Genomic DNA, 12951 nt, shown 5'->3' with positions numbered 1-12951 from the left:
TCCTAGGCGACGCGCCGTTCGACGCCCCGGCCGCCCGCGCGGGCGGCGCGCCAGGCGCCGATCAGGGTCTCGAAGATGCCGCGCACGCCGGCGATCAGTGCGGCGTCGTCGATCTCGTTCGCGAGCCAGGCGCGGCTCGGCTCGTGGAAGATCGTGCGGCCGACCGTGAAGCCGCGGCAGGTCGCCGAGGCGGCGGCCGCGCGGAACCCGCCGATCATCTGCTCGACCGGCGCGGACAGGCCGAGCAGCACGACCCCGCGGCAATACGGATCGCGCTCGGCGATCAACTGGTCGACGGCCTGCCACTGCACGGCGTCGAGCGGGGCGAGCTTCCACCATTCGGGCTGGATGCCGAGGTTGTAGAGCCGCTTGAGCGCGCGGTAGACGGTGTCGGGCGCGTGCGGCAGGCCCGTGTGACGCGCCGGGATCACCTCGAGCAGCAGTTCGTGGCCGCTCGCCTGCACGGCGTCGTACAGCGCGCGCAGCTGGGTTTCCTGTTCGAGGCGCTGTTCGAGCGGCTCGTCCGGATGGTACTGGACGAGACACTTGACGATGTGCTCGGCCGGCCAGCTCGCGAGCGTCGTGCCGATCGAGCGGCCGTGGTCGAATTCGAGCGGCAGCGAACCGGGCAGCTCGACCGGCCGGCCGATCCACCAGCCGCGGCCGGTCGCGGCGTTGAGCGCATCCTGGCCGTAGCGGTCGTCGATCAGCACGCCGATCCGGCCTTGCAGGCCGAGTTGCGCCTCGGTCTGCGCGACGGCCTCGACGAACAGCCGCTTGAGCGCGTCGATGCGCGCGAGGGGCGCGCCCGTCTGCTGCGCGAGTTCGAAGAACTGGTTGCGGTGATCGAATGCGAAGCCGAGCACTTCGTCGCGCGGCGTGCGCGCGGGCGTCACGCGGTGCAGCCGCGCGAGCGCGTGGTCGAGGTCCGGGCGGCGCATGCGCGCGGGGTCGCGGGCCGCCTCGGCGACGAAGTAGTCGAGTTCGGCCGGCGTCGGCATCGCGGGCGAGCAGCCGTGGCGCGACACCACCAGCGCGCCGCAGGCATTCGCCGCGCGCGCGGCGATCTCGGGCGGGTCGCCGCGCAGCCAGTGCGACAGGAAGCCGGCCGCGAACGCGTCGCCGGCGCCGAGCACGTTCATCACCTCGACCTCGACGCCGCCGATCAGCGGCAGCGCGTCGAGGCTCGCGGGCACCGCGCCGTCGACGATCGAGCAGCCGAGCGGGCCGCGCTTGACGACGAGCAGCGCGGGCGTGACCGCGCGCACCATCGCGAGCGCGTCGGGCAGCGCGTCCTTGCCGCCCGCGATGCGGAATTCCTCCTCGGTGCCGATCACGATGTCGAACAACGGCAGGATCCGCTGCAGGTGCGCGGTCACGTCCTCGTTGGCGATGAAGCGGGTCTCGCCGTCGGCCTTGCCGGTCAGCCCCCACAGCACCGGGCGGTAGTCGATGTCGAGCACGGTGCGCACCTGGTGGCGGCGCGCGTAGTCGAGCGCGCGGCGGCTCGCGCGGTTCACCTGGCCGGTCGAGAAATGCGTGCCGGTGATCAGCAGCGCCTTCGACGACGCGATGAAGTCCTCGTCGATGTCGGCTTCGTCGAGCGCCATGTCCGCGCAGTTCTCGCGGTGGAACACGAGCGGGAAGGTGTCGCGGTCCTTGATGCCGAGCAGCACGAGCGCGGTCAGGCGCTCCGGATCGACGTGGAGATGACGGGTGTCGCAGCCTTCGTGTTCGAGCGCGTCGCGCAGGAAGCGGCCGAAGTGATCGTGGCCGACGCGCGCGAGCATCGCCGATTTCAGGCCGAGCCGCGCGCAGCCGAACGCGATGTTGCCGGACGAGCCGCCGAGGTAGCGGGCGAAGCTCGTCGCGTCCTCGAGCCGCGCGCCGATCTGCTGCGCGTACAGGTCGACCGCGACCCGGCCGACGCAGATCACGTCGAGCGGCCGGTCGGGCGCGAAGGAAAGGGCAGAGCGTGTCATGGGGAGTCCTGTATCAGATCGTGGCGCCGTCGAGTTCGCCGATCATCTTCTGCATCTCGGCGCCGCCCGCCATCATGTCGAGCACCTCGTCCTTGCTGATGGTGTCCTTCGTGTAGGTGCCGAGCGAGCGGCCGCGGTTGAGCAGCGTGAACGAATCGCCGATCGGATAGGCGTGGTGCACGTTGTGGGTGATGAAGATCACCGAGATGCCTTTCGCGCGCGCGGTGTGGATCAGCCGCAGCACGTTGAAGCTCTGCTTGACGCCGAGCGCGGCGGTCGGCTCGTCGAGGATCAGCACGCGCGCGCCGAAGTGGATCGCGCGCGCGATCGCGAGGCACTGCCGCTCGCCGCCCGACATCGTGCCGATCGGCTGGTGCGGATCGCGCACGTGGATGCCCATTTCGGCGAGCTTCTCGCGCGCGGTCTCGGCGCAGGTGTCGAGATCCATCACGCTCAGGCAGCCGAACAGCTTCTTCTGCGGTTCGCGGCCCATGAAGAAGTTGCGCGCGACCGACAGCAGCGGCACGAGCGCGAGATCCTGGTAGACGGTGGCGATGCCGAGGTCGAGCGCGTCCTTCGGCGATTCGAAGCGCACCGGCTGGCCGTCGACCAGATACTGGCCGTCCGAGGGCGTGTGCACGCCGGCCAGCGTCTTGATCAGCGTCGACTTGCCGGCGCCGTTGTCGCCGAGCAGGCAGTGCACTTCGCCGCGCTTGAGCCGCAGCGTGACGCCGGACAGCGCGATCACCTTGCCGAAGTACTTGCTGACGTTTTCGAGGGCGAGGATCGTCTCGCCGGATTGCGGAGTGGACATGGGCGGCTCCGTTACGACTGCGACACGCGGCGGCGCACGTAGTGGTTGAACAGCACGGCGATCAGCAGCATCACGCCGAGGAACACCCGGAACCAGTCCGAGCTGATGTTGGTGTAGGTGATGCCGATCTGCACGACGCCGAAGATCAGCGCGCCGAACGCCGCGCCGATCACCGAGCCGTAGCCGCCCGTGAGCAGGGTGCCGCCGATCACCGCGGCGATGATCGCCTCGAATTCCTTCTGCAGGCCGCGGTCGGCCGCGGCGGAGCCGATGTCGGCCACCTGCAGCACGGCGAACAGGCAGGCGCAGAACGCGGTCAGCACGAACAGCGAGATCTTCACGCGGCGCACCGGCACGCCGACGTTCTTCGCGGCATTGGCGTCGCCGCCGACCGCGAGGATCCAGTTGCCGTAGCGCGTCTTGGCGAGCACGAACGCGCCGAGCGCGGTGATCGCGAGCCACCACAGGATCACCTTCGGCACGCCGGGCACGAGCGGTTCGCCGGTGTCGAGCAGCTGGCCGATGCCCGCGTGCGCGAGCCAGCGGAACAGGTCGTGGAACGCGACGCCCTGGAACAGGAAGTGGATGACGGGGTCCGCGTGCGCGTAGTCGCCGAGCCCGGAGATGATGGTGCGGTCGGCGAACAGGATCGACAGCGCGAGCGTGAGGCCGCGCAGGATGAACAGGAAGGCGAGCGTGACGATGAACGAGGGCAGCCGCGTGCGCATCACCAGGTAGCCGTTCAGCGCGCCGAGCGCCATCGAGCCCGCGAACGCGAACAGCACCGCGGCCCAGAGCGGCCAGTGGAAATAGGCGGTCGGGATCGCCACCATCATGCCGGCGAAGCCGATCATCGAGCCGATCGACAGGTCGAATTCGCCCGCGACCATCAGGAGGCACGCGCCGACCGCGAGGATGCCGAGATACGCGGCCACCTGCGACCAGTTCATGATGCCGTCGAGATTGAACATGCCCGAGCCGCCCGCGCCGATCGCGAACACCGCGAACACGAGCGCGGCGCCGGAAATCGCGGCGAATTCGGGGCGGTTGAGGAAGCGCTGGAACCACGCTTCGCCGCGCACCCGCTCGTCGGCGCGCGCCTCGGGCGGGGAAGGCTCGCGCGCATGCGCGGGCAGCGGTTTGCCGGCTACACCCATGATGTCTCCTTGAAGCCCGGCCGGGGCGGGGTGCTCCGGCTGGTTAAGTGCGCGGCGCCCGGCGCCGCGCGGACTACGAAAACGCGCGCCGTTCAGCGGTACTGGCCCGCGTACTTGAGCACCTTGTCGAGATTCGCCTTGGTGATGAAACCCGGGCCCGAACGGATGTTCTTCGGGCCGTAGGACGGCTGCAGCCCGTAGGTGGCGAGGCGCGCCTGGAACTTCGGATTCGCCTCGAGGATCTGGCGGATCTTGACCGGGTCGGTGGTCTTGTCCTTGCGGACGATCGCGAGCACCGCGACCGGGATATAGCCCTGCAGGTACGGCTGCTGGTCGATCGCGAACTGGATCGTGCCGGCCTGGATCGCCTTCGCGATATCGTCGGAGAAATCGAAGGTGGCGAAATACACCTTGCCGGCCAGCCCCATCTGCTGGAGCGCCTTGAGCGTGGCGGCGGCGGGCACGGGGCCGAGCGTCAGCACCGCCTGGGTGCCCGGGTTGCGGCGCAGATAGGCGCTGACCTTCGACTGGATCTCGGTCGGATCCTGGCCGGAATCGATCGTCGAGGTCTTGTAGTCGGCGCCGATCGCATCGGCGAAGCCGCGGCAGCGGTCGAACGACACGGTGTTGGTCGCGAGGTGGTTCACGCACACGAACGACTTCACGCCGGCCGCCTTCGCCTTCTCGCCCGCCGCATGGCCCGCGACGTATTCCGGCTGGCCGACGTGCATCAGCGCGCCGAGCTGCGCGCTCTGCTCCTCGGTGCCCGAGTTGATGGTGACGAGCGGGATCTTCTTCGCGGTGACCTTGCCGATCGAGTTCTTCAGGACATCGAAATCGGCGATCGTCGTGATCACGCCGTCGTAGTCGCGCGCGGCCGACTGCTCGACGAGGCGCGCCATGTCCGCGATGTCGCCGTTGGGCGGGTTGCGGTAGTCGGTCGTGACGTTGAAGTCCTGGTCGGCCTGCTTGATCGCGTTCTTGATCGTGTTCCACCACGAGTCGGAGTCGGGTGCATGGCTGATCAGCACGAAGCGGGCGTCGGCGGCGTGCGCGGCCGGCGCCGCGACGCCCGCGGCAACCGCGAACGCGACGGCGAGTGCCCGCACGGCGGCCTTGCCTGAGCAAAGTTTCATGTCTCCACCTATCTCTATCTGTCGTTTTGGGTCGGGCGCGGCGGCATCGTTCCCGCCGTGCTCACGAGCAAGAATAGGCGAACTGCCCAAGCCTTGCAAAGGAAATTTCAATAAAAATAATTTTGGAAAATCTGTTCCATTTCGATCGGGGCGTGCCTATACTCGGCACACATCCAGAACCAGCCGGTTCGGTCGCGCGGCGTGTGCGCGCGGCGGGGCCGGCGCTCCCGACATCATGGAAGAGACCTCCCAGCCCGATCTTTCGGGCCTCGACGAACTGCTGCAGCGCATCACCGATGCGTACGACACGCTGCCGCGTCAGTTGAAAAGCATTGCGTCCTATATCGACGAGCATCGCGCGAGCGTGATGATGGATCGCACGAGCGACATCGCGACGCGCTGCGGCGTGCATCCGTCCGCGGTGGTGCGGTTCGCGCAGCGTTTCGGCTTCTCGGGCTTCTCCGATCTGCAGGCGGTTTTCAAGGAGGCCTACACGGGCCAGAACCCGAGCGCGCAGAGCTACCAGCAGCGCATCCGCACGCTGATCGACGGCGAGCACGGCACGCTCACGGGCGGCATGGTCGCGCGCCAGTTCATCGACGCCGCGCGCGCGGGGCTCGACGAGCTGGCGGCGGGCCTCGACGACGCGCAGTTCGATGCGGCCGTCACGATGCTCGAACAGGCCGACAACATCTACGTGATCGGCGTGCGCCGCTCGTTCCCGGTGGCGAACTACATCGTGTATGCGCTGCAGCACACGGCCAAGCGCGTGCATCTGGTGTCCGGGCTCGGCGGCATGTATCGCGAGCAGATCCGCAGCGTGAGGAAGGGCGACGTGGTGATCGCGATCAGCTTCGCGCCGTACGGCAAGGAAACCCAGTATTGCCTGCGCGCCGCGCGCGAGCATCACGCGCAGACGCTCGTGATCACCGACAGCCGGCTGTCGCCGCTCGTGCGCGACGCCGGCGCCCATCTGCTCGTGAAGGAGGGGAGCGCGTTCGCGTTCCGTTCGCTGACCAGCACGATCTGCCTGTGCCAGGCGCTGTTCATCGCGCTCGCGTACCGGCTCGAATTGAACGTGGAAGAAGTCAAGGACACTGGAGGATACGATGACTGAAGCAGTTCCGACGCTCGACGTCGCGGTATTCGGCGCGGGCCGGATCGGCCGCATCCATGCGGCCAACCTCGCGCGCCAGCCGGGCGTGCGGCTTCGCTACGTGGTCGACGTGAACCGCGCGGCGGCCGAGGCGCTTGCCGCGCAGCACGGCGCGCAGCACGGCGCGCAGGCCGCCGATCTCGACGGTGCGCTCGGCGATGCGTCGATCGGCGCGGCGATCGTGTGTTCGAGCACCGACACCCATGCGGACCTGATCACGCGCGCCGCGCAGGCGGGCAAGCACGTGTTCTGCGAGAAGCCGGTCGATCTCACGGTCGAGCGCGCGCGCGCCTGCGAGACGGCGGTCGAACGCGCCGGCGTGGTCTGCATGATCGGTTTCCAGCGCCGTTTCGACCCGACCTTCGAGGCGCTGAAGGCGCGCCTCGACGCGGGCGAGATCGGCGCGCCGGAGATGCTGGTCGTGACGAGCCGCGATCCGGGCGCGCCGCCCGTCGACTACATCCGGCATTCGGGCGGGATCTTCAAGGACATGCTGATCCACGACTTCGACATCTTCCGCTGGATCCTCGACGACGAGGCCGAGACGCTGCACGCGACCGGCAGCTGCCTGTCCGATCCGGCGATCGCGGAGGCGGGCGACATCGATTCGACGGCGGTCACGATCCGCACCCGGCGCGGCCGGCTGTGCCAGATCAACACCGCGCGGCGCGCCGCGTACGGCTACGACCAGCGCTTCGAGGTGCTGGGCAGCGCGGGCATGCTGCAGGCGGGCAACCTGCGGCCGACCGAGGTCACCGCGTACTCGGCGCAGGCGGTGTCGAGCGATCTGCCCGAGGCGTTCTTCCTCGAACGCTACCGCGACGCCTACGCGCGCGAGATCGCGCATTTCCTCGCGGCGGTCACGCGCGGCGAGGCGGTGCGCACGAGCATCGCGGACGGCGTGAAGGCGCTCGAACTGGCCGAGGCCGCGACCCGCTCGTGGCGCGAAGGCCGCGCGCTGCGTCTCGACGAACTGGCCTGAAGGAGGGCGCATCCATGACTGATCATTCCTCGCTTGCGCCGGTGCGGATCGGCATCGCGGGCCTCGGCCGGCTCGGCCGCCGCCATGCGGAAAGCCTCGCGCGCCGCGTGCCGGGCGCGCGGCTCGACGCGGCGTGCAGCCCGCTCGACGACGAACGCGCATGGGCGCGCGACGCGCTCGGCGTGCCGCGCCTCTACGCCGACTACGACGCGCTCGTCGCGGACCCCGACCTCGACGCGCTGTGGCTCGTCACGCCGTCCGCGCTGCATGCGGGGCAGATCGTCGCCGCGCTGCGCGCGGGCAAGCACGTGTTCTGCGAAAAGCCGTTGTCGCTCGATCTCGACGAATGCGAGCGGGTGTGCGCGGAAGCCGCGGCGCGCCCGCACCTGCGCGCGATGATCGGTTTCATGCGCCGCTTCGATCCGAGCTATCGCGACGCGCAGGCGCGGATCGGCGCGGGCGGCATCGGCCGGCCGTTCCTGGTGCGCTCGCAAACCTGCGACCGCAACGATCCCGAGGGTTTCTTCGTGCGCTTCGCGCCGACCTCGGGTGGAATTTTTCTCGACTGCACGGTGCACGACATCGACGTGGCGCGCTGGCTGCTCGGCGGGCCGCGCGCGACGCGGGTGTTCGCGGCGGGCACGATCGCGCTGCACGAAGGGCTGCGCGCGAGCGGCGACGTCGACAACGGCGTCGCGATCTGCGAATTCGAGGGCGGCGGGCTCGCGATGTTCTACGCGTCGCGCACGATGGCGCACGGCAACGACACCCATTCCGAGGTGATCGGCACGGCCGGCGCGCTGACCATCGGCCGCGACCCGCGCGCGAACCGCGTCGAGGTCTACGATGCCGAGGGGATCCGCCACGCGTGCACGCCGACCTTCTTCGAGCGCTTCGAGGAGGCGTTCCTGGCGGAGGCGCAGGCGTTCGTCGACGCGGTGCGCACGGGCGAGGACTCGGGCGGCGCGACGCTCGCCGATGCGCTCGAGGCGACCCGCATCGGCCACGCGCTGCGCGAGGCGCTGCACGGCGGCCGCGCGGTTGCGCTGTAGCCCGGGTGCGTAGCCCGGGGCGCGCGGCCGCGCGCTGCGGTAAAATCCGGCCTTCCTCCCGCGCCGTGCCGGCGCGTCATTCGAAGGTCGAAAGCCGATGCAAGTTCATAAGGAAGTGGATGCGCGCGGGCTCAACTGCCCGCTGCCGATCCTGCGTGCGAAGAAAGCGCTGGCCGACATGGAAAGCGGCCAGATTCTGAAGGTGCTCGCCACCGACCCGGGATCGCAGCGCGATTTCGCGGCGTTCGCGAAGCAGACCGGCAACGAGATTGTCGAGACGTCGACGCAGGACAAGACCTACGTGTTCCTGATGCGCCGCCGCTGATCGGGCAACTGCGTCAATCCACCACTGGTGTTTTCTGAATGCCGCCCGGGGTAAGCCCGGGCGGCATTTTATTTGGGTTTCCGAAACGGCTCGCTGCCGCTTGCCATTATGGCTCCGACATTATTTTCCGGGAATGTCGTTTAACTGAGTTTGATGATTGATTGGGCAAAATTTAATAATAGGTAACAGAAAGCTTACGGTCATATCTCGATAATGACCCGGTCGCGACGGACGGGGATGTTGATTTTTCGTCGCGTCCGACCATTGCTCCAACACCAATCAATCGCAGAGGTATTACATGAAGCAGATGCGCACGGGGATCCTGGCCGTGGCGGCGCGCGCCGCCTTCGCGGCGGACGGCACGATCACGATCAATGGCCAGGTGACGGCCCAGACCTGCACGATCAGCGGCAACGGCGGCGGCAAGGACTTCACGGTCACGCTGCCGACGGTTTCGGCATCCGCGCTGACGACGCCGGGTGCCACGGCCGGCCGCACGCCGTTCAACGTCGCGCTGTCCAAGTGCACGCCGAATTCGGGCAACGTGGCGGTTTACTTCGAGCCGGGCGCGACCGTCGACGCCTCGACGGGCCGCCTCGTCAACACGGCGAGCAGCGGCGCGGGCAACGTGCAGGTCGGCCTCCTGAACAGCGACAACAGCGAAATCCGCCTGGGCGGCGCGCTGGCGACCCAGAACTCGAAGCCGGTGGCGCTGACGGGCGGCGCGGCGACGCTCGGCTACTTCGCGCAGTACGTGGCGACGGGCCAGGCGACGGCGGGCAGCGTGACGACCTCGACGCTGTACTCGATCGTCTACCAATAAGCCGCGCGGCACGCATCGCGCGCAGCGGCCGGCGGGCATCGCGCCCGCCGGCCGGATACGGGGAAGCGGGCGCCACAGCCCGCATCATGATTCGGAATTCGAAATGTCTATCCGTCGGACCTGGCGCGCCGCGTTCGCGGCGTGCGCCATCGCGGCCGCCGTGTCGGCCGCGCACGCTTCCGTCGTGCTGAACGGCACGCGGGTGATCTATCAGGCCAAGGAGCGTGAAGTCACGCTCAAGCTCAACAACGAAGGCGATGCGCCGGCGCTCGTGCAGACCTGGGGCGACGACGGCAACGCGAACGCGCAGCCCGACGACGCGAAGGCGCCGTTCACGCTGACGCCGCCGCTGTTCCGCCTCGACCCGAAGAAAGTCCAGACGCTGCGGATCATCTATACGCAGGAGCCGTTGCCCCAGGACCGCGAGTCGGTGTTCTGGCTCAACGTGCTCGAGGTGCCGCCCGTCGCATCGACGGCGGCCGACGCGCCGAACTCGCTGCAGCTCGCGTTCCGCTCGCGGATCAAGCTGTTCTTCCGTCCGGCGGGCCTGCCGGGCGACGCGAACGACGCCGCCGCGCAGGTCGGCTGGAAGTTCGTGCGCCGGGCGGCTGCGCGCTGGCCGCGACCAACCCGACGCCGTACCACGTGACCTTCAGCGCGGTCGCGGTGCGCATGGGCGGCGCGACCCGGCGCGACGACCGCGGCGCGATGGTCGCGCCGCACGCGACGGTCGAGTTCGACCTGGGCGCGCTCGACGCGGTCGGCGCCGAGGTGCCGGCCGAAGTGGACTACACGACGATCAACGACTACGGCGCGGGTGTCGCGGGAACGTTCCGTGCGCGGCCGCAGCGGCCCTGACGGGCGCAGGCCACGCGAGGCACCGCGCGAGGAGACGCGGGCCGTCACACGAACGGGGTGCCGCTTCCCAGCGGGAGGCGGCGGTCGGCAACACGTCGCCTAGACGTAATTAGCAAAACGATGCGAACGAGAGACCAGCATTTGCGATCGCGCGCCGAGCGACGGCCCGCGGTCCGGCGCAGCCATGCCGTGATCCTGGGCGTGCTGGCGTCCCAGCTGAGCGCGAGCGCGCTCGCGGGTGAAGGCGACGCGGGCGAGGTCCTTACTGTCCGATCCACAAGCGCGCGACCGTCAACGGAATGCCGGTGCCGGGGATGCCGGACACTTATCAGACGAATGTGCCGGGCGTCGGCGTGCGCTTTTTCACGACGACGGACTGGAACGGCACGTGGGAGCGCGCGCCGTCGTCGACCGCCTACTATCCGCCGTCGTCCTGGTACGCATCGACCGCGTGGTACACGTCGGCGGCGCTGGTCGTGACGGGGCCGGTGGGCAGCGGCCGCCTGACGTCGCTGCCGAGCATGACGGTCGAATTCACGGGCAGCTGCTTCCGTTCGGTGACGCGGATCCAGACCATCGCGCCCGGCACGGTGATCACGCCGGCCACCTGCATGGTGACCACGCCGTCGGTCTCGGTCACGCTGCCGAACGTGAAGGCCAGCGATTTCAGCGGCGTCGGCGCGACGCGGGGCGACACCGGGCTGCGCATCGGTCTCAGCTGCCGCGGGGGCGTGGGCGCGGATGTCCACATGACGCTCACCGATGCGACCGATCCCGGCAATGCCACGAACCGGCTGACGCCGGTGCCGGGCTCGACGGCGCGCGGCGTGCAACTGCGCGTGCTGTACAACGGCATGCCGGTGAATTACGGACCGGACTCCGCGATGGCGGGCAACCTGAACCAGTGGCGGGTAGGGCCGTCGTCGAGCGTCACGAGCGTGCCGCTGACCGCGCAGTACATCGCGACCGGCACGGTCCTGCCGGGCATTGTGAAGGGGGGGCAACGTTTACGATGAGTTATCAGTAAATCAAGAAAAGGGCGGCCATTCGCGGAAAGTAAATGATTGCAATTGCGCGAGGCGACAGGAATGTTCGGCAAATGTCGAAAAGAAAAGACCGCAATATCTAACAATTCTTAAACCACGGGACGTACCGCGCTGCTTATACTCCCTGCCTGATGATCCATCGTTGCGACCACCCTGGTGGGCGCGGCGGTCAATCGGGTCACCGTACGGGGGACATGCCCAGCGCGTGTCGTTGCTGCAAACTGGGAGATGTCATGCTCTTCAGATCGGGGACGATTCGAATACCGTTCGAAGGAGGCGGCAAGGCACGGGAACGCGCGCAGTCGGTGCACCGTGTCGAGCTGGATCCCGAGCACGACCGCCATGCGCGGGCCGCGCTCGAGGCCTATGCGGATTCGAGCGGGCGCGAAATGCCGTGGCTCGCCGAGTGGTTGCGCGAGGCGATGGGTGATCCGCAGCCGGATCTCACGCGCTGCGCGGCCACGGTCGAACGCGTGTTCGATCTGGCCCATGCGTGGGCCGCCGGCCAGCCCGACTACGCCCGCGCCGCGTGGGAGCACGTGCGCACGCAGCTCCATCATGCGCTGCAACGCCAGCCGCAGATCGCCGAACAGGATCCGGTCAGCCTGGACTGACCGCGCCGCGCGCCCTTGCGCCATTCCCGCCCCGCCTGCCGCGCGCGTCTAATCTGTATTATTTCTGGACAGTTTTCACGCACTATGGTGAAAATGCCGGTTACCCGCGCCCATTTTTTGAGATATGACGTAATCCAAATAAAATGCGTTTTTTCGACGACGCAGACGGGCAGTATGGCGCAGACCAGCAGATAATAGCGGGTTACGAGTCGGGAAACGTGCCGCGGCATGCTGGGGTGCAGCGCGGCGGGCCAGGAACGACGTGTCGATTTCGCTTTGCGGGGTGATATGAGAATTGCTGTATTGGATGACGATCAGGCCCAGACGGATTTTGTCAGTCAGACGCTGACGGCCGCGGGACACACATGCTATGCCTTCAAGGAAGGCAAGGCCCTGAAGAAGCGCCTGCAGCGCGAGACGTTCGATCTGCTGGTGCTCGACTGGAACGTGCCCGACATGTCCGGCGAGGAAGTGCTCAAGTGGGTCCGGGCGAACCAGGTCGAACACCGGCTGCCGATCATCTTCATGACGAGCCGCGACGACGAGGCGGGCATCACGCAGATCCTCAACGCGGGCGCCGACGACTACGTGGTCAAGCCCGTGTCGGGTCCGATCCTGCGCGCGCGGATCGGCTCGCTGCTGCGGCGCGCCTATCCGGCCAACGCGGAAGCGACGGTGCGCGAGTTCGACACCTACAAGTTCGACGTGAACCTGAAGCAGGCCTACGTCGGCGACAAGCCGGTGAGCCTCACGCAGAAGGAATTCGAGCTGGCGCTGCTGCTGTTCCAGCATCTCGACCGGCCGCTGTCGCGCGCGCACATCCTCGATCTCGTCTGGAAGCAGGCGACCGATATTCCGTCGCGCACGATGGATACGCATATCTCGATGCTGCGCACGAAACTGGGCCTGCGTCCCGAGAACGGCTACCGGCTCGCGCCGATCTATGGCTACGGGTATCGGCTGGAACGGGTGACGCAAGGGGAGACGGAGTGAGCACGAGCAGGAG

Annotated in this window: 14 protein-coding genes; 10 read left to right on the top strand and 4 right to left on the bottom strand. The window is 68.2% G+C overall.

Annotation, left to right across the window (positions count from 1 at the left end):
- Positions 1–2: 2 nt before the first annotated feature.
- The 4 genes from Bsp3421_RS22925 to Bsp3421_RS22910 all read right to left on the bottom strand — a co-directional run bounded on the left by Bsp3421_RS22925 (position 3) and on the right by Bsp3421_RS22910 (position 5089).
- A complete protein-coding gene (locus tag Bsp3421_RS22925) occupies positions 3–1982 on the bottom strand; it encodes a bifunctional 5-dehydro-2-deoxygluconokinase/5-dehydro-2-deoxyphosphogluconate aldolase (RefSeq protein WP_274003700.1) in 1980 nt (659 codons plus the stop codon).
- Positions 1983–1995: 13 nt separating this feature from the next.
- The gene (locus Bsp3421_RS22920; RefSeq protein ID WP_274003699.1) at positions 1996–2796 is read right to left on the bottom strand and encodes an ATP-binding cassette domain-containing protein; all 801 of its coding nucleotides are present in this window, start codon (positions 2794–2796) and stop codon (positions 1996–1998) included.
- 11 nt (positions 2797–2807) lie between these two features.
- The gene (locus tag Bsp3421_RS22915; RefSeq protein ID WP_274003697.1) at positions 2808–3953 is read right to left on the bottom strand and encodes an ABC transporter permease; all 1146 of its coding nucleotides are present in this window, start codon (positions 3951–3953) and stop codon (positions 2808–2810) included.
- Positions 3954–4045: 92 nt separating this feature from the next.
- The gene (locus Bsp3421_RS22910; protein WP_274003695.1) at positions 4046–5089 is read right to left on the bottom strand and encodes a sugar ABC transporter substrate-binding protein; all 1044 of its coding nucleotides are present in this window, start codon (positions 5087–5089) and stop codon (positions 4046–4048) included.
- A gap of 235 nt (positions 5090–5324) precedes the next feature.
- Here Bsp3421_RS22910 and Bsp3421_RS22905 point away from each other — a divergent pair, with 235 nt between their 5' ends.
- The 10 genes from Bsp3421_RS22905 to Bsp3421_RS22865 all read left to right on the top strand — a co-directional run bounded on the left by Bsp3421_RS22905 (position 5325) and on the right by Bsp3421_RS22865 (position 12938).
- Complete coding sequence (locus tag Bsp3421_RS22905) at positions 5325–6206, top strand: MurR/RpiR family transcriptional regulator (protein ID WP_274003693.1); 882 nt, start codon at positions 5325–5327, stop codon at positions 6204–6206.
- Positions 6199–7227 carry an inositol 2-dehydrogenase gene (gene iolG, locus Bsp3421_RS22900; RefSeq protein WP_274003692.1) on the top strand — a complete coding sequence of 343 codons (1029 nt, stop codon included), beginning with the start codon at positions 6199–6201 and terminating at the stop codon, positions 7225–7227. The genes Bsp3421_RS22905 and iolG overlap by 8 nt, the downstream gene beginning before the upstream one ends.
- 14 nt (positions 7228–7241) lie before the next feature.
- The gene (locus Bsp3421_RS22895) at positions 7242–8279 is read left to right on the top strand and encodes a Gfo/Idh/MocA family oxidoreductase (RefSeq protein WP_274003691.1); all 1038 of its coding nucleotides are present in this window, start codon (positions 7242–7244) and stop codon (positions 8277–8279) included.
- A 97-nt stretch (positions 8280–8376) separates the two neighbouring features.
- Complete coding sequence (locus Bsp3421_RS22890) at positions 8377–8604, top strand: sulfurtransferase TusA family protein (RefSeq protein ID WP_274003689.1); 228 nt, start codon at positions 8377–8379, stop codon at positions 8602–8604.
- Positions 8605–8902: 298 nt separating this feature from the next.
- Positions 8903–9427, top strand: a complete 525-nt coding sequence (locus Bsp3421_RS22885; protein ID WP_274003687.1) for a fimbrial protein — start codon at positions 8903–8905, stop codon at positions 9425–9427.
- Between the two features lie 103 nt (positions 9428–9530).
- Complete coding sequence (locus Bsp3421_RS22880) at positions 9531–10076, top strand: fimbria/pilus periplasmic chaperone (RefSeq protein ID WP_337995319.1); 546 nt, start codon at positions 9531–9533, stop codon at positions 10074–10076.
- Positions 10073–10285 carry a hypothetical protein gene (locus Bsp3421_RS34090; protein WP_337995318.1) on the top strand — a complete coding sequence of 71 codons (213 nt, stop codon included), beginning with the start codon at positions 10073–10075 and terminating at the stop codon, positions 10283–10285. The genes Bsp3421_RS22880 and Bsp3421_RS34090 overlap by 4 nt, the downstream gene beginning before the upstream one ends.
- A 314-nt stretch (positions 10286–10599) precedes the next feature.
- Positions 10600–11301: a fimbrial protein gene (locus Bsp3421_RS22875; protein ID WP_274003685.1), complete on the top strand. Its 702-nt coding sequence runs from the start codon at positions 10600–10602 to the stop codon at positions 11299–11301.
- A gap of 263 nt (positions 11302–11564) precedes the next feature.
- On the top strand, positions 11565–11945 hold the full coding sequence (locus Bsp3421_RS22870; RefSeq protein ID WP_274003682.1) for a hypothetical protein: 381 nt from the start codon (positions 11565–11567) through the stop codon (positions 11943–11945).
- 288 nt (positions 11946–12233) lie between these two features.
- Complete coding sequence (locus Bsp3421_RS22865) at positions 12234–12938, top strand: response regulator transcription factor (protein WP_252986115.1); 705 nt, start codon at positions 12234–12236, stop codon at positions 12936–12938.
- The last annotated feature ends 13 nt before the right edge of the window (positions 12939–12951 follow it).

Source organism: Burkholderia sp. FERM BP-3421 (assembly GCF_028657905.1).
Classification (GTDB): domain Bacteria; phylum Pseudomonadota; class Gammaproteobacteria; order Burkholderiales; family Burkholderiaceae; genus Burkholderia.
This window is presented reverse-complemented; position numbering and strand designations above follow the sequence as displayed.

Coding starts and splice junctions, on each gene's coding strand:
- Bsp3421_RS22925 (WP_274003700.1), bottom strand. CDS start 1,982: ATGACACGCTCTGCCCTTTCCTTCGCGCCCGACCGGCCGCTCGACGTG.
- Bsp3421_RS22920 (WP_274003699.1), bottom strand. CDS start 2,796: ATGTCCACTCCGCAATCCGGCGAGACGATCCTCGCCCTCGAAAACGTC.
- Bsp3421_RS22915 (WP_274003697.1), bottom strand. CDS start 3,953: ATGGGTGTAGCCGGCAAACCGCTGCCCGCGCATGCGCGCGAGCCTTCC.
- Bsp3421_RS22910 (WP_274003695.1), bottom strand. CDS start 5,089: ATGAAACTTTGCTCAGGCAAGGCCGCCGTGCGGGCACTCGCCGTCGCG.
- Bsp3421_RS22905 (WP_274003693.1), top strand. CDS start 5,325: ATGGAAGAGACCTCCCAGCCCGATCTTTCGGGCCTCGACGAACTGCTG.
- iolG (WP_274003692.1), top strand. CDS start 6,199: ATGACTGAAGCAGTTCCGACGCTCGACGTCGCGGTATTCGGCGCGGGC.
- Bsp3421_RS22895 (WP_274003691.1), top strand. CDS start 7,242: ATGACTGATCATTCCTCGCTTGCGCCGGTGCGGATCGGCATCGCGGGC.
- Bsp3421_RS22890 (WP_274003689.1), top strand. CDS start 8,377: ATGCAAGTTCATAAGGAAGTGGATGCGCGCGGGCTCAACTGCCCGCTG.
- Bsp3421_RS22885 (WP_274003687.1), top strand. CDS start 8,903: ATGAAGCAGATGCGCACGGGGATCCTGGCCGTGGCGGCGCGCGCCGCC.
- Bsp3421_RS22880 (WP_337995319.1), top strand. CDS start 9,531: ATGTCTATCCGTCGGACCTGGCGCGCCGCGTTCGCGGCGTGCGCCATC.
- Bsp3421_RS22875 (WP_274003685.1), top strand. CDS start 10,600: ATGCCGGACACTTATCAGACGAATGTGCCGGGCGTCGGCGTGCGCTTT.
- Bsp3421_RS22870 (WP_274003682.1), top strand. CDS start 11,565: ATGCTCTTCAGATCGGGGACGATTCGAATACCGTTCGAAGGAGGCGGC.
- Bsp3421_RS22865 (WP_252986115.1), top strand. CDS start 12,234: ATGAGAATTGCTGTATTGGATGACGATCAGGCCCAGACGGATTTTGTC.